This is a genomic window from Kitasatospora sp. NPDC057692, from assembly GCF_042799475.1.
Taxonomy (GTDB): Bacteria; Actinomycetota; Actinomycetes; order Streptomycetales; family Streptomycetaceae; genus Kitasatospora.
Genome location: NZ_JBHVIV010000021.1, coordinates 91,651 through 107,514, shown reverse-complemented (window position 1 = coordinate 107,514; position 15,864 = coordinate 91,651). Strand labels below are relative to the sequence as shown.

The following is a 15,864-nucleotide window of genomic DNA, read 5'->3' as shown; positions in this document are numbered from 1 at the left end:
GTCGGAAGCCCCCACCAGGGAGCTTCCGACCGGGGCCGCCGCTCGGCTCAGCGGTAGTTCACGTACTGCACCAGCACGGCGCTGACCTGCGATTATCTGGCGATCATGGTGCTGACCTGGGAAAACTCATGCATGGAGTTTTCACTGGTCAGCGCCATTTTCCGCCCGCATGTGCCCTGGATGTGCCCTCGGTTTGCGGTGGCGCTCAGCGCCATGCGTAGAGAGCGTGGCGCGAAGTTGCTGGACCCGAAGGGGGGCGGGCGGTGATTCCCGGACGGAGTAGCGAGGGCCGGGCTCGGGTGTCGCGCCAGCCAATCTGCTTCACCTGCTCGATAGGGTGGGGTATGTGTCTTCGCCGCGAGGTCCGACACCGGGCCAGGAACGGGAGGTGGGGGCGGGTTGGAGATATCGGCGCAGCAGGCGATGGAACGCGCCCAGGCCGTCGGCGGCCGCCTCGCCAACCTCACTCGGCGGGAGAGCCGCGGGGCCGGGCAGAACTGCCCGTGGGAACTCGTGGTGACCATCGACCAGGCCCCGGAGGACCGGGCCGCAGCTGCATGGATCATCGCGGACGAGGTCATGCACTCGCGCACCGACGTCGAGACCGAGGTGTACGACCTCTGGAGGCAGTCCGTGCTGGCCGGCACGAAGCTCACCGGCCGCGACCACGTCCGCACCCTGGCCTTCGCATACCCCGTCTTCGGAGCGGCCGCAGCACTGAAAAAGGGCAACCACGGCCTGGCGGGCTACGTCGGAGAGTGGCTCTGGTACCTCATCACCCGGGACCTGCCCGCCGAGCCCGGGCGCAGCGTGGAGTTTCTCACCGCACCGGGGCCGACGGTCAGCGACAGTGGTGGCGACGGGCTGATCATCCACCGGGCCGAGGGCAGCACTCGCGGCTTCGTCTTCCGGTTGTGGGAGATGAAGAAGTACACCGGGAAGGCGAACAAGCCGGACGGCGCCATCCGCAAGGGCTGGACGCAGCTCGGCACGAAAGGCGCGACCTACCTGGGGCAGATGTCCTGGGGCGACAAGCGGCTGGTGCCCGACACCCTGGAGTTCGTGAGCAGCCTGGTGAGCCAGTGGGTCGACGCGGAGGAGTCCGGGAACGGTGGGGTCAGCGTGGCGCTGAACGCGTCGGCGACGCCGGCGAGGGCGTTCCACCTGGCGCAGCAGCACTTCACTACGCACTCCCACCCCGATGCTCTGAAGGGGATGGTGGTGGCGATCGACGACCTTGAGGCCTTCGCCCGGATCGTGAGGGGGTACGTGTGGAGCGCACTCTAGACCCGGCCGTGCTGGCGGCGGCTCTCGGAGAGTTCCGGGCCGGCGGGGTGCTGCCGTCCGCGAAGGACCTGCTAAAGACCATCGTCGACTTGGAGGTCGCTGCGTTCCGGCAGGACCAGGAGATCTCGGACGAGGTGCTGGCGACTGCGTGGTTCCTGCACGGGCTGGCCGCGCTGGACCCGCAGGCGGCGGGGTTCGACCCGGTGCGGGTCCGCAACGCCCTCGCAGTCAGTTCGCACGTCCTGGACCTCGCCCTCGGCGACGAACGGCACTCGGACGCCGAACGGTTGGAGATCGCTTTCGCAGCCCAGGCCGGCTACCGCCGGTGCGAGCAGGAGCCTAACGCCACCGCGGTCTACCGTCGGGTCGCGGACCTGGTGGACTTCACCTCGCCGCTCGCCGCGCACATCGGATCGCTGGCGCTGGAAGTCGGCGTGGTCTTCCTCGGCCTGAACCGCCAAGACCTGAACCGGACCTTGACGGCGTGGCGCCGCCAGTTCGCGGACCTGCGCGAGTTGATGGGACGCCAGTCGATGGCAGGCACGATGTACGGGCCGAGCGAGGCCGTGGTCGAAGCCGTCCACCGGCTGCGCCTCTTCCTGTTCTACGGGGCCCGCGACAACCTGGAGACGGCACAGCGGTCGCTGCTGGACGTGCTGGAGGGGCGCGCTGGCCGCACCGACCGGATGGCCAGGTGGGTGGCCGCCCACCTGCTCGACCTGAGCACGGAGATGGCGCTCAGCAGCCTGTACGAGCTGCTGCCGCCGGGCACCCCGCCGGCGGTCGCGCTCACCTTCGCCCTGTCCGAACCGCCGGTGATGACCCTGTGGCGCCCGCAGCGCGAGCTGCTGAAGCTGAGCAGCGGCAACCCGATCGACCCGGACACCGCCCGTAGCCTGATCAGCGTGCCCACCAGCGCGGGCAAGACGTTGATGGCGCAACTGGTGATCTGCTCCCACCTGGCGCAGCGACCCGGCCGGGTGGTGTACGTGTCGCCGATGCGCAGTTTGGGCCGGGAGATGCGCGCCGCGCTGCGGGGGCGGCTGCGGCAGATGGAGCGCCGACTGGTGGCAGAGCAGCCGGACTTCCCCCTCGCCGACGGGCCGGGCAGCCTCGTCGGGGACGTGGACATTGTGACGCCCGAGCGGCTCATGCACATGATCCGCAACGACCCTGGCGGCGCGCTGGACGACGTCGGCCTGATCGTCGTCGACGAGGCCCACCACCTCGCGCAGGGACAGCGCGGCTTCGTGCTGGAGAGCCTGCTCTCCCTCCTGCAGTCCCGCCCCGACACCCGGCTGGTCCTGCTGTCCGCCGCTGTTGGCAACCGAGCTGCCCTCGCGTCATGGCTCGACCCCTCGCGGCCGGCGGAGGAGGTGTACTTCACGGACACCTGGCGCGGGCCGAGACGCCTGCACGGTCTGCTGTACCCGAAGCTGATCAATGATCAGGCAGAGCTCACGAACCGCCCGCCCAGCAAGAACCACCCCTCTACCATCCTTGCCACCGTGCCGGTGGCCGCACAGTTGGCCGTGAGACCGACCGACGCTGCCGGAGTCTCCCACCTGACCACTGGCGCGGTGGGCAAGCGCCGCTACTCCTCGCGCCGGTGGACCTCCAAGACCAAGCTTGGCGGGGGTATCCCCGACCGCGATGTGTTCGCCGCCGGTGCGGCCGCCCTCACCGGCGCTGGCAGCGTCCTGATGGTCGTCGAGAGCAAAGTCGAGGCGCGCAACACTGCGCACGCTATCGCCGAACACCTGGAGGTGCGGCCCGAGGCCGCCGCGCTGACCGAGTTCCTGGCCGAGACCCTCGGAGCCGGGCACCCCCTGGTCGGCTGTACTCGCCACGGCGTCGCCTTCCACCACGGTGACCTTCCCGACGACGTCCTCCACGCCGTGGAGGACGGCCTGCGGGGCGACCGGCCTGCGCTGATCGCCATTGCCAGCACCACCACACTCACCGACGGCGTCAACCTGCCGGTACGGACCGTCATCGTCCACCACAAGGTGTCCACCGACCGGCTCGCCTACGCCAACCAGCGCAGCCTCAGCCCCGCCGAGCTGTTGAACGCGATCGGCCGCGCTGGACGGGCCGGGCGCGAGAGCGAGGGCTGGGTAATCCTCACCCGCCCCTACCCGCCCACCGCCCGCGACTTCGCCACGCTCACTCCCGACACGGCGCAGCTCGAGGTCACCTCCGCCCTGCTGAGCGACGAGGCCCTGGCAGCGCTGGCCCGGGCCGAGCACCAGATGCGAACGTACTTCGACGGGGTGTTCTCGCTGGGCGGCACCATCGCGGCCGACTTCGCCGCCTTCGTGTGGCTGGTCCTGCAGACCCACGCAGACACGCTCCACGCCCCCGGCGACCGACTGGCCGCCGTCCGGTCGCTGATGGCGATGGACCAGGCCTCCGACCCCTCGATCCCCGCCCGCTGGATGGCCCTGGCCGAACAGGTTGCCGCCGCCTACGACGCGACGGACACCGATTCCGCCCGCCGCTGGACCACCACCGGCACCAGCATCGGCTCCGCCCGCCACCTCGACCGCATCGCCCAGCGCGTGGTCGATCAGCTCCTCACCCACGCCTCCGCCGACGACACGCAGCTGAGCGAGGCCGACCTGTTGATCGGGCCGCCGGAGTGGCCACTGGATCAGACCTTGCACTTCCTCGCCGAACTGGAAGTCTTCGCCAGCCTCCTGCTGCTGCCCGAGGTGTTCGGCAAGTGGACGTTCAGCGTCACGCGCACCAGCCGCCTGACCCGAGAGCTCGATGTGCCCATCGACACGGCGATCGGGGACTGGGTGTCCGGCACGCCCATCCCCGAGCTTGCCCGTACCTGGCTGCCGGACACGGTGATGCAGGACTGGGCCCTCGAGCAGACTGTGCACAACATCAGCAGCGGCTTCGAGCACGCGATCAGCTGGACGCTCGGCGCCCTGGTCAACCTTGTCAACACCCACCCGCAGTTGACCCCCAGCACCCCACGTCTGAACCCCCGCACAGCCTGGCACGTCCGGCACGGCGTCGACACGGAGCAGGCCCTCACCCTGCTCACCTCCGGCATCACCTCCCGCCGCCTGGCCCACACGATCGGTCGAGCCGCTGCCGCCGCCGGCATCCGGCCGGACGAGCTCCGCCCGTGGCTGGCTGACCAACAGATCGACGGATGGAAGGCCGCCTACACGGCCAACGCCTACGAGATCGACGACCTTCTCGACTACGTGGGCTCCCACTCCAACCCGGTCGCCGCCCTGCTTGCCGGCCGTGCCGTTTCAATCCCTCTCGTGCGGCTGCGACCCGGCGCGGAGGACGGCCCGGTTGCCCTCGCCCGCCCGGGCAGGAAGAAGTCGACTATCAGAGCGCGCCGGGACAAGCAGCGGGTCGGCACCGTCCCGGCGAACCGACACTACGACGTTCTCACCATGCTCGACAGCGGCCTCGACCTCGACCACCACCTCAGGAACGGCCAGCTGGTCACCACCCCGCGCACCCGGTAGCGGGCAGCCCACGTCGAAGGCTGCCTCTCGCGCTCCCGGGTGACGCTGGCCCCGGAAAGGCATCGCGGCGCAGATCCGAATCATCGGGTTGATCCGGGCACCAGCCCGCGGGCACTGGACTGACTCCGCGCCATACGGTGGTTCGCCCGCCCGCCGTACGTCCGGACTGCGTTACCACCGTGCTCAACCTCGTCAAGGACGTGCTGGCCGGCTTCCCCAACAGCAGCACGGAGGATCAGCCAGCTGTGGCAAACCTGGTCAGCTACCTGATCATTTTCTTCGAAGCCACGACCTCGTAGGACCGAGCCAGTAGACTGCAGCCGGGCCTTCGGGGTCCTTGCCCGCACGGCTACCAGCGCCGGCCATCAGCTGGACGCCGGGCAGAAGAAGCACAGCTTCGCCAGCACCACCCCCATCCCGTCGGTCTAGATCTCCGGCGCGGCGAGGTCGGCGGCGTGCCCGGTGAGAGAGACCGTCATGGCAGGCACCAAGCTGCAGCGCATCGCCCGTATCCGTGAGCGCATCACCATCGAGACCTACCAGCAGGCCCTGAGAGCCGTCATAGCAGGTGGCCAGGCCGTACCGGGGCTGAGCCCGGAGTACCTCTCCGCGATCGCCCGCGACTACCGCAAGGGCGGCTACACGGCGCTTTGGATCTGCCCCGAATGCTGGTCCGAAGGCGTCGTCGACCTCCAGAACGTGCCGGTCCTTCACCGCCTGTTGCCCGAGGAGAAGCGCGAAGCCCTCATCCCGGCTATGGAGGAAGCCCGGCGTACCGGCGACGAGGCCGCCATCCGCGCGATCATGGACGAGGTGGGCAGGCTCTGCGTCGAGCTGCAGCTTCCCCGCATCGACGCGGCATGGCTGTGCCTCGTCTGCGTCACTGAGTTCGGCGAGCGCGACATCGACGAATGTGGCCACTGCGGAGAGCTCACCACCGACACCGACTCGGGACTCTGCGACAACTGCTGGGAACGCTAAGGCCGAGCACCGGCGAGCCTGCGATGAACGGTGCTGGCTTTCCGCTGTGACCACACATCAGCCCCGAAGCATGCGGTGAGCAGCTCGATCCGGCCGTTCCTTCTTATCGTTAGGGCGCCGGATCTGAGCGGTCTCTACTGTCGGGCCGTCGTCAACATCCTGACCAAAGCACCGCCCGAGTGACCAGTGGTGCGGCTGCTGATGGCGTCCGGCTCTGCTCGCCCAAGTCTCCGTGCAGCCAGTGCGAGGTCGTGGATCTCTACGAGCGGGCCGCTCCGTGCTCCAGGTAGGCGATCTCGGATTGCGTTCTGGCTGTGATGGCGGCGTGGACGCGGCGGGCGAGGCGGGGGAGGAGGAGTGCCTCGAGCTGGTCTGTGGGGTGGAAGGCGTACTCGTTGATCTCGACCAGGTCGACGGTGATGCGTGCGAGCTCGTCGGCCGGGAGGATGCCTCCGTCGAAGACGAAGAGGAGCTTGTCGCCCTCGGTGGGATGGGGCGCCCAGTCGGCAACGAGCAGGCGGCCGATCGGTGGAGTGATGCCGAGCTCCTCCTTGACCTCCCGGGCCGCGCCCTCGCTCGGGGTCTCTCCGGCGTGCAGGTAGCCGCCGGGGATCTCCCAGCCGGGCTTGTATGTCGGCTTCACGAGGAGGATGCGGTCGTCCTCGTCGAAGAAGATCACGCCGGCGGCAGTGCGGGGCTGGGCTACGACCTCGTGGGGCTGCGAGTCGCTCATGGCGACGACTGTAGCCAGCGGACCGAGGTGGTCGCCGGGTGTCGACGGATGAAGTGACAGCGGATCTGCTCGGGGGCCAGTTCCTCGACGAGCCCACCCAACCACGCCGTCATGCCGCTGCCGGCTCCCAGCCGTAGCGCGAGAAGGCGGGGCCGCCAGCGCGGTAGGCGGTGAGCGCCTGTGCGGCCGTGGGGAAGGCCGGCTCGGGGAGGTGGCCGGCGGGAACCCAGCGGGCGGCGAGGTGTTTGTCGGGTTCGGTGTTGGTGAGCTCGCCGGTCCACTTGTCGGTGGCGAAGACGAAGAGGACGAACTGGCCGGCCTGGTCCCAGCCCTGTTCGACGTGGATGACGTGGACGAGTTCGAGGTCCGCGGGGTCGACGAGCAGGCCGGTCTCCTCCTTGAGTTCGCGGGCGGCGGCCTCGTCAAGGGCTTCGCCCGGCTCCGCCTTGCCGCCCGGGACGGTCCAGGCGGGGTGCGGGGACCAGTTGCGGGCGGCGTAGTGCACGGCGGCGATCGTGTCGGTGCCCTTGTCGTGGACGATCACGCAGACCGAGTTCCGGCTGTTCATCACGCTGTTGTGCGTCACGGTGCGGACTCCTTGTCGAGGTGCCGAAGGACGTCGGTGGTCCAGGACGGCCTGGTGGTGTGCCAGCTGAACCGATAGCCGTTGGTGCCGAGGTAGGGCGTGGTGAGGATGTGGTGGAACTCGCACCACGCGGCGAACTCGCGCCAGGAGCATCCGGGCAGGCCGCGTCGGCGGGGGTGGTGGTTGTAGGTGTCCACGGCCTGGCGGATCGTGTCCTCGGGCAGCGGGCCGGTGGTCATGGCGGTGCTGACGACGAGCTTGGCGAGGTCGTAGCCGAATGGCGCGAGGGTGAGGGAGTCGAAGTCGATGACGGCCACATCGGCGTCGGTGATGAGGAAGTTGCGCGGGTTGGCGTCCTTGTAGAAGGCGGCCGGCATGGTCGAGGCCCGGTTCAGCCAGTCGTCGGCGGCCTCGGGCGTCATGGCCGGCTTCGGCACGGTGCCGGAGGCCAGGAGTTGGTGGAGGCGTTCGCGGCGGCCGTCGGCGAAGCCGGTGATGGTGATGGTGTCGTGGGTGTGCGGCGTGTCGAGGCGGGCTGCGTGCAGCTCGCGGGTGTGAGCGGCGGTGTGCTGGTGTCCGAGGAGGTTGGCCAGGACCACCAGGTCGTCGGGACCGCCGTGTCGTCCTTCGAGGTGTTCGAAGTCGATCTCGGTGGGGCGGACTTGGATGATCAGGGGGATGCGCACGTCGGGGTTGGCACGAGCGATCCACCGGTAGTGGGCCAGGGATTGCTGCTGGGCCTGGGCGCTCAGGTACGTCTTGATGAAGGTCCTCATCGGCGGGCGGCCACGACGTAGGTGACGGTGGAGGAGGTCTCCAGCGGGCCGTTGCCGACGGTCTCCCGAAGCCGGCGGGCGATCTGCGCGACGTCGCCACCGAGTTGGTACTTCGGGTTGGTGGCTGCGTACTCCGCGATGTGGTCGGCGTCGGTGAAGCGGAATCGGTGTTCGTGGTGGATGACCTGCTGCACGTCGAGGCAGGTGCCGACGATGTCGGCCTGGTTGTGGCTGTGGAAGGTCTCGTACAGGCTCGGCCGGCTGGTGGCCTCGGGGTCGAGGCCGCTGGCGGCGATCACCTCGTCCAGCGTGCGGTAGCTGTCGGGCGACTTGGTGACCGTGATCGACAGCCCGCCGGGCGCCAGGCAGCGGGCGATCTCGGCGATCACTGCCGCTGGCCGGGGCGAGTGGTAGAGGCAGAAAGCGGCCACCGCGACGGCCACGGAGGAGTTGGGTAGGTCGATGGCGTGGAAGTCGCCGCGCAGGAACTCCACGCCCAGGCGGCCGGTGAGCCGGCTCCGGGCCTCGGCGAGGAGGGCGGTGGACTGGTCGAAGGCGATGAGCCTCGGCGGGTCGAGCCGCTCGGCCAGGGCGAGCGTGGTCGTGCCACGTCCGCAGCCGATGTCGAGGACGGTACCAGGCAGCCCGGTGGCGGCGAGGTCGGCGATGACGGTGGCGGCGAGGTCGGCGATGACGGTGGCGGGGTGGGGACCGGCGGTCTTGGCGCGGGACAGCGCGCCGGTGCGCTGGGCGATGCGGCCCGCGTCGGCGTACAGGTCGTGGCGGACGCGGTCGGTGTCGAGGAACGGGTTGGCGGTCATGGACAGGTGGAGCCTTCCCGGTGCGAAGTGGGTCAGGTCATGTCTGTGGAGGGACGGCGGCGACGAAGCGGCGGGCGGCCCGGCGGCTGGTGAGGGTGACGACGCGGGCGTGGCCGGCGTGCTCGGCGATCAACGCGCGGACCTTGGGCCGCATCTGGCGCCGGTAGCCGAGGATGTAGCGGATGAAGCCCCAGGTGATGCGGTCGAAGACGCCCTGGGAGGTGTGCTGGCCGCCGCGGTAGCGCCGGCGTCGCTGCAGGATGCCGAGCAGGCAGATGACCGGGGGGATGTCGAGGAAGATGACGGTGTCGGCCCGCTTGAGGCGGATCGGGAGGGTGGAGGCGTAGTTCCCGTCGATCACCCAGCGGGGCCGGGCGACGAGCTCCTCCTGGAGAGCAGCGAACTTCTCCTGCGGCAGAGGGTTCCAGTCGGTGTCGTAGTAGACGCCGTCGAGGTGAGTCAGAGGGGCATTGATCAGTTCGGCGAGCTGGCGTCCGACGACGGTCTTGCCGCTGCCTCCGCAGCCCATGATGGCGATTCTGTCCATGCCGCTACAGGCTACCGAGCCGTGCGACGGGCTGGCCCCCGACTTGTTCGGGCCACTCGGACGAGATCTCCAGCGTTGTCATGCGTGGTTTCCTTCGAGCAGCAGGGGTGGGATGGTTGTGCCGGTCAGTGCGGCGGTGAGGGTGCGGAGCTGGCGGGTGAGGCGGAACAGGTCGAGCCGGTCGAGGCACCGGGCGATCAGGTCGGCGTGGGCCTGGCTGCCCGCGATCCGGGCGAGCGTGGTGACGGTGGCCACAACGTCGGCCGCGCTTGTGACGACCAGCTCGCGCGGGACGACCGTCTCGGTGGCCCGCAGGGTGCGCGGGGCCAGCGGCAGGCAGCCGCCGAGGACGGCCTCGAAGAGTCGCTGGGTGAACTGGCCGGTCCTCGCATACCGGTCGGGGGCGAGGAGCACTGTGGCCACCGCGGAGCGGTAGGTGGGGGTGACCTCGTCGAAGGGGATACGGCCGGTGAAGTTCACCTCCGGCCAGCGGGCGGTGCTGTTCCACTTCCCGGCCACCCGGTGAGGCAGTTGGGCGGCGGCCCGGGCGAAGAACTCCTCGAAGGCGGTGTCGCGGTCGTACTGGTTGCCGATGTAGACGAGTGGCAGCAGGCGCTTCTCGGCCGCGAGGGCGGCCGGGTAGGCCTGGTCGAGGGCGTCGTCGGCGACCGGGAAGAGCAGGCTGGCCGCTCCGGGTGACGGGTACAGGGCCGGCTCGCACACCTGCAGGTGCCGAACAGTCCGCAGCGGATCGTCGGCGGGCAGCTGCTGGTCCTTGTCCCACAGCACCGTGCGGACGGCGAGCCGGTGGGTGTAGTGGTCGAGGAGTTCCTGCTGCCGGTGCAGGTCGCAGGTGTGCCCCTCGGCGCCGCACGCCGTGGTGTTGCGGCTGGGGATGGGCCAGCGCCATTCCAGGAACAGAGCGTCGATCTCGGGCAGGCCGTCGTCCCACCGGTAGGTGGCGGTGAGGTCGGTGCCGGCCTCGGCCAGGTCCCGGTTGGTCTGGAGGAGGACGATCTCGTGGCCGGCGGCGATAAGGCCGTCCACCAGGGTTCGGCGGTGGCTGCGTCCGCCGTCGGGGGTGTCGGTGACGCCGGAGCCGAGGAAGCCCCAGCAGCTGTAGCCGATCTTCATGCCTTGGTCACCCACCAGTCCTCGATGAGGAGCGCGTCCAGGCCGGATTCGGCGAGGCAGTCCAGTGCCATCTCCGGGGTGCCGCAGATCGGCTTGCCCTTGATGTTCAGGGAGGTATTGATCAGTACGGGCACGCCGGTGAGTTCGGCGAAGGCGGTCAGGATGTCGGCGAGGAGCGGGTTGTCCCTGGGGGCGAGGGTCTGTACTCGCGCGGTGCTGTTGGTGTGGACGATCGCCGGGATCGTCTGGCGGGCCAGGTCGGTGACCGGGGAGGCCATCGACATGAACGGCGCTTCCTGGCCGAGGGTGAAGTAGTCGGCGGCCTTGTCGGCCAGGACGACCGGGGCGAACGGGCGGAACGGTTCGCGGAACTTCACGGTGGAGTTGAGCCGGTCGGCGACGCCGGGCCGTAGCGGGGAAGCGAGGATCGAGCGGTGCCCGAGTGCCCGGGGCCCGGCCTCCACACCGCCTTGGAACAGGCCGATGATCGTGCCCTCAGCCAGTTCACGGGCTGCGAAGGCGGCCACGTCGTCCAGGCGGCGCGCGGTCATACCGGACCTCGGCTTGGCGGGCAGTTCCAGGCCAGGGAAGGACGGGCCGAGGTAGCAGGCGCGGGCCAGCCCGGTGGGGAGGTCGCCGTGCCGGTCGAGGTGTACGGCGGCTGCGGCGCCGATCGCGGTGCCCGAGTCCCCGGCGGCGGGCGGGACGGCGACCTCGTCGAACAGTCCGGAGGCGATGATCTTGCCGATGCTGACGCAGTTCATCGCGACCCCGCCGCCCACGCACAGCAGCCGGGCGCCGGTGCGCTCGCGGGCGATCCGCGCGAGGTGCAGCATCACCTGCTCGGTGCGTTCCTGGAGGGCGGCGGCGAGGTCGGCGTGGACCTGGGCGATCTCCTCCTCCGGTCGGCGCGGTGGGCAGGTGAGGGCGGTGAAAGCGGTGGTCAGCCGGGGGTAGCGGCGGTCCATGACCCGCAGGGCGATGAGCCGGTGGTCGAGCGTGAAGCCGTTGGTGGTGAGCCGGACGGCCTTGGCGAACAGGGCCCGGAAGCGCTTCGGGTCGCCGAGGGCGGCCAGGGCCATGACGGTGCCCTCCTCGTCCCCGCGCCGCCACCCGAGGTGCTCGGTGACGGCGCCGTACACGTAGCCGAGGGAGGCGGGGTCGTCGAGGGCGTGGACGATCCGGTACGCGCAGCCGCGTGCGCTCTGCCGTGCGTGGCCGATGGTGGTGGCCTGGACCTCGCCGAGGCTGTCGACCACCAGGACGGCGGCCTCTTCGTAGCCGGACGCGGCGAAGGCGTAGAGGCCGTGGGCGCGGTGGTGCAGGACGGGCCGCACGGTGGCGTTCGGGAAGTTGCCGGCCAGCCAGGTCAGGCGCTGGCGGGTGCTGGCGGCGACCCGGGCGAACGACCGGGCCCTCGGCAGGGCGCGCTCCGCGGTAGTGGGCCGTACAGCGTGGGCGAGCGCCCCGGGGATCGCCCGCAGGTAGTTCTGCGGTGTGAAGTTGTAGGCGACGGTGCCGATGTCGGCGCGGGTCAGGCCCGCCTCGTCGAGGAGCCAGTCGACGGCCTTGGCCGGGTAGCCCTTGTCGTGCTTGACCGCGCTGAGCCTCTCCTCCTCGACGAACCCGGCGAGTTGGCCGTCGACGAGCAGGGCGGCGGCCGAGTCGTGGGTGTAGGAGCACAGGCCCAGCACGGTGTTGCGGCGGGTGGTCATCGCCGGTCACCCCTTCGCCGGGATCGCCGGGGTGGGCATCGCGGCGAGCGGCACCTGGCGCTCACGCTGGTCGTACCAGGTGGCGAGGGCCTCGGGCAGCGGCCCCGGCACCTCGGCGGCGATGGCGCGGGCCTCGTCGCGGTGCCCGGCCTTCCACAGCCGGTAGCTGGCCAGGACGGCGGCGAAGCCGTCCCAGACCGGGTGGCCGACCGCCTCGCCCATCGTGACCTGCTTCATCACCAGGTCGAAGTCCTCCCACGGGATGCCGAGCGGCTGCCACGCGGGCGAGGCGGGCGCGTCCGGGGCCAGGTGCCAGGCGGTGTCCTGGTGCTGGGCGTACAGGTGCAGGGAGTCGACGTGATGGTGGTAGTCGCCGACCTCGGCACCGAGCCAGCCGGCCATCAGCTCGTGCAGGACGGTCGTGGTGATCAGGTCGTACGGAAGGCCCAGCCACACGTCCTGGCTGCCCATGCTGGTGTGCATCTCCAGGCGGCCCTCGCGCAGGTAGAAGCGGTAACCGAGGGTGCAGGGGACGTCCTTGTGGCCGGCGGTGTCGCGGCCCGGGTCGAAGATCTGGACGACGGCGCGGCGGCTCTCGCTGTCGCGGGTCAACTGCCGTCGGACGTAGTCGAGCTGGTCCAGCCGCCCGTGCCAGCGCCGCAGGCGCGGGCCGTAGGCACCCTGGAGGGCTCCGTGGTCGGTGAGCGAGGCCAGGCGGCTGTTGAAGTCGTGGATCCAGTCGTCGCTGGAGCCGGAGAGGATCCAGACGGTCTCGGCGGCGGCGAAGGCGGGGTTGAGCACTCGGTGCGGGCTGAGGTGGACCATCCGGGCCGTCGGGTCGCTCAGCTTGAGGTAGGCGCCCATGAGTTCGGCGGTGGCCATGCCGCGCGGCGCGACGCTGCGGCCCTGGGTGAGGATGGCCTTGCTGGCGCGGGTGAACAGCGCGTTCGCGCTGTCCGCGGTGGTGACGAACACGATTCCTCCGGGGACGGTGGGGCGGGGTCGCTCAGGCGCGGACGGACTGCGGGGAGTCGGCGATCAGGTGGGCGAGCTGGCGGGAGATGCCCCGCCGGAGGTCCGTGCCGGGAGTCCAGCCCAGGAGGTCGGCCGCCCGGGAGTGGTCGGCGAGGGTGGTCTCCACGTCGCCGGCCTGGGCGGGCCGCTGGTTGATCGGGACCGGGTGCCCGCTCAGCTCCTCGATGGCGTCCAGCACCTCCAGCACGCTGGTGCTGACACCGGCTCCGATGTTGAGGACGGTCGTGCCGATCGCGGTGGTCGCGGCGGCGACGGCCGCGGAGACCACGTCGCCGACGTAGGTGAAGTCGCGGCTCTGGCGGCCGTCCCCGTAGAGGTCCAGCGGCGGGCCTCCGAGCGCTGCCGTCAGCGCGCGGCCGATCAGCATGTCGCCGCGCTGGCGAGGCCCGTAGACGGTGAACAGCCGAAGCGCCACCGCGGTGACCGTGGACGTGGACTTGCCGGCGTGGGCCAGGCACAGCTGTTCACCGGCGAGCTTGCTGACCGCGTACGGGGACTCGGGGTTCGGCGTGCGCCCTTCGCCCGTGGCGCCGCCGCCGGTGGTCCCGTAGACGCTGGACGAGGAGGCGTAGACCAGCCGGGGAACGCGGACATCCTCGCAGGCGGCCAGCACACGTTCGGTCGCGAAGACGTTGCTGGCGGTGTACTCGGCGAATCGCTCGCCCCAGGAGCCGCGCACGCCGGGCAGGGCGGCGAGGTGGAAGACCGCGTCGGCCTGCAGGAAGAGAGCCTGGAGCGGGGTGGTCCTCAAGTCGGCGGCGACGAAGGTGAAGCCGGGGTGGTCGAGGGCTCCGGCGAGGTTGGCCGCCGCGATCGCGTCAGTGCGCGGGTCACGGCTGTCCACACCGATGACGGTCGTTCCGTCGGCGAGCAGGGCGTTGACCAGGTGCGAACCGATGAATCCGGCCGCACCGGTGACGACCACCCTGGTCAGGGTGGTGCGGGGGTGCGTCAGGGTGTGCTGCATGAAGGTCCCCCGGTGGGAGATGAGTTGAGACGGGATGACGGACCGAACGCGGGAGCAGGGCGCTCTCAAGCAGCCGGCTCCCGATCCGGGAGAGTGCGTGCCGGCGGTGCCGTGAACTGCTGCTCGGCACCGAGCTGGTGCTGGGCGACGGTCCCGAGAAGCGCGAGCGTGACGATGTGGCCGAGCCCCCACACCACGGCGAGTGCCGTCCCCAGCGGGTCGCGGTGCGCGCCACGATGGCGACTTCGCTGCGGGCTCGCGGTTGCGTCCATGGCTGGGTCCCCTCCGTTCTCTTCGGGCGACGGCCGGTCCAGCGTCGCGGCGCGGCGGAGTGTTGCGGAACGTTTCCAGGGGGTTTCTCTCCGAGAGCGCCCGTGCTGCGGCGGGTAGCACTACGCTCACCAACAGGGCCCACAGAGCCGGGGGTTGAGATGAGCGAAGGCATGCTGGCGGTCCACCCGCTCACCTACCTGCTGCAGGTACGCGGGTGGGGAAAGAACCAGTTCGCGGGCATGATGCGCGACCGCGGCGCCGCGCTGAAGATCCACTTGGCGACCAACCGGACGCTGGTCTGGAAGTGGGAGCAGGGCCAGGAGCCCGAGCCGGACGCGCAGTACGTCCTGGCCGACCTCCTGGGCGTCAATCCCCGTTCCCTGGTTGCCAATCCGTGGCCGCGATGGCTCCCGGTCTGGGAAGTGACCGGCATCACGGCGCCCTGGACGAAGACCGGTACCGTGGACGTACTGGTGGAACTGGTCAGGAGTGGTCATATGGATCGGCGGGGCTTTCTCACCATCACCGGGGCCGCCATGGCCACCGTCGCCGCGAGCTGGGCCTCAGCCTCGCCCGCCCTCGCCTCCGCCCTGAACGGCGACCAGGTGACCGACTCCATGGTCGACACCCTCGAAGCCCGCGTCGCCACCCTCCAGACCCTGGACGCCCAGATGGGCGGCGCCCGCCTCATCGAACAGGCCCGCGGCGACCTGGCGATCATCACCACCCTGCTCAAGCAGGCCCGCCACACCGAAGCCGTCGAGGCCCGCCTGTACGGGCTGGCCGCCCAGGTCAACTACATCGCCGGCTGGATGGCCTACGACAGCGGCCTGCGTTCAGCCGGCCAGCAGTACTACCTCGGCGCCCTGCGCGCCGCCAAGACCGTGGGCGACGACGCCCTCGGCGCCTTCCTGCTCGCCGAGATGGGCGTCCACCTCTCCGACGCCGGCAACCCTGCCGAGCGCGTCGCGCAGGTCGAGACGGCCCTCGCCAACACCCCCTCGACCATGCAGCCCGGCGTCCGCAGCTACCTCGAACTCCACCACGCCGAGAGCCTCTCCCGCGACGGCCAGCACCATAAGGCCGGCTCCGCCCTCAACCGCGCCCACGACCTCTGGTCCAGGAACGGCGGCGACCAACTTCCGACCTGGCTCTCCTGGTACGGCGACGCCCAGCTCAGCTCCACCGAGGGCAAGGTCATGCTCCGCGTCGGCCAGGTCGAGCGCGCCACCAGCGCCCTCGCCTCCTCCATCGACCACGCCGTCCCCCGCGACCAGGCCGTCCGCTCCGGCCGCCTCGCCACCGCCCGCCTCGCCGGCAAGGACCTCGACGGCGCCCTCGACGCCGCCAACCGCGGCCTCGGCCTCCTCGAAACCAAGGTCCACTCCGTCCGCGCCGTCAGCCGCCTCACCAAGTTCGACGGCTACCTCAAGCCCTACGCGGCCGAGCCCGCCGTCGCCGAGTTCCGTGAGCGCCTGCGCGCTCTGCCCGCAATGGCGGCGTGACGGT

General features: G+C 70.5%; 13 protein-coding genes. 4 read left to right on the top strand and 9 right to left on the bottom strand.

Going from position 1 to position 15,864, the window contains the following annotated elements:
* Positions 1–399: 399 nt before the first annotated feature.
* The 3 genes from ACFVFS_RS14960 to ACFVFS_RS14950 all read left to right on the top strand — a co-directional run bounded on the left by ACFVFS_RS14960 (position 400) and on the right by ACFVFS_RS14950 (position 5,768).
* Complete coding sequence (locus ACFVFS_RS14960; RefSeq protein ID WP_380624037.1) at positions 400–1,287, top strand: hypothetical protein; 888 nt, start codon at positions 400–402, stop codon at positions 1,285–1,287.
* Complete coding sequence (locus ACFVFS_RS14955; protein ID WP_380624035.1) at positions 1,272–4,787, top strand: DEAD/DEAH box helicase; 3,516 nt, start codon at positions 1,272–1,274, stop codon at positions 4,785–4,787. The genes ACFVFS_RS14960 and ACFVFS_RS14955 overlap by 16 nt, the downstream gene beginning before the upstream one ends.
* A 477-nt stretch (positions 4,788–5,264) precedes the next feature.
* Complete coding sequence (locus ACFVFS_RS14950) at positions 5,265–5,768, top strand: hypothetical protein (protein ID WP_380624033.1); 504 nt, start codon at positions 5,265–5,267, stop codon at positions 5,766–5,768.
* A 259-nt stretch (positions 5,769–6,027) separates the two neighbouring features.
* Here ACFVFS_RS14950 and ACFVFS_RS14945 read toward each other — a convergent pair whose 3' ends face one another.
* From ACFVFS_RS14945 to ACFVFS_RS14905, 9 genes are all read right to left on the bottom strand, one after another.
* Positions 6,028–6,501, bottom strand: a complete 474-nt coding sequence (locus ACFVFS_RS14945) for an NUDIX domain-containing protein (protein WP_380624030.1) — start codon at positions 6,499–6,501, stop codon at positions 6,028–6,030.
* Positions 6,502–6,610: 109 nt separating this feature from the next.
* Positions 6,611–7,087 carry an NUDIX domain-containing protein gene (locus ACFVFS_RS14940; protein ID WP_380624028.1) on the bottom strand — a complete coding sequence of 159 codons (477 nt, stop codon included), beginning with the start codon at positions 7,085–7,087 and terminating at the stop codon, positions 6,611–6,613.
* Complete coding sequence (locus ACFVFS_RS14935) at positions 7,084–7,863, bottom strand: phosphotransferase (protein WP_380624026.1); 780 nt, start codon at positions 7,861–7,863, stop codon at positions 7,084–7,086. The genes ACFVFS_RS14940 and ACFVFS_RS14935 overlap by 4 nt, the downstream gene beginning before the upstream one ends.
* The gene (locus ACFVFS_RS14930) at positions 7,860–8,684 is read right to left on the bottom strand and encodes a class I SAM-dependent methyltransferase (protein WP_380624024.1); all 825 of its coding nucleotides are present in this window, start codon (positions 8,682–8,684) and stop codon (positions 7,860–7,862) included. Before ACFVFS_RS14930 ends, ACFVFS_RS14935 begins: the two co-directional genes overlap by 4 nt.
* Before the next feature lie 37 nt (positions 8,685–8,721).
* Complete coding sequence (locus ACFVFS_RS14925) at positions 8,722–9,231, bottom strand: topology modulation protein (RefSeq protein WP_380624022.1); 510 nt, start codon at positions 9,229–9,231, stop codon at positions 8,722–8,724.
* Positions 9,232–9,309: 78 nt separating this feature from the next.
* Positions 9,310–10,380, bottom strand: coding sequence for a hypothetical protein (locus tag ACFVFS_RS14920; RefSeq protein ID WP_380624020.1), 1,071 nt, complete (start codon positions 10,378–10,380; stop codon positions 9,310–9,312).
* A complete protein-coding gene (locus ACFVFS_RS14915; protein WP_380624018.1) occupies positions 10,362–12,080 on the bottom strand; it encodes a carbamoyltransferase in 1,719 nt (572 codons plus the stop codon). The genes ACFVFS_RS14920 and ACFVFS_RS14915 overlap by 19 nt, the downstream gene beginning before the upstream one ends.
* A 6-nt stretch (positions 12,081–12,086) precedes the next feature.
* Positions 12,087–13,055, bottom strand: a complete 969-nt coding sequence (locus tag ACFVFS_RS14910; RefSeq protein ID WP_380624016.1) for a thymidylate synthase — start codon at positions 13,053–13,055, stop codon at positions 12,087–12,089.
* 31 nt (positions 13,056–13,086) lie between these two features.
* Entirely contained in the window at positions 13,087–14,082 is a 996-nt protein-coding gene (locus tag ACFVFS_RS14905) for an NAD-dependent epimerase/dehydratase family protein (protein WP_380624014.1), read from the bottom strand.
* Positions 14,083–14,513: 431 nt separating this feature from the next.
* On the opposite strand from ACFVFS_RS14905, the gene ACFVFS_RS14900 reads away from it, so the two are divergent.
* Positions 14,514–15,860 (top strand): transcriptional regulator, encoded by a 1,347-nt coding sequence (locus ACFVFS_RS14900; protein ID WP_380624011.1) that lies wholly within the window; start codon positions 14,514–14,516, stop codon positions 15,858–15,860.
* Positions 15,861–15,864: the final 4 nt, after the last annotated feature.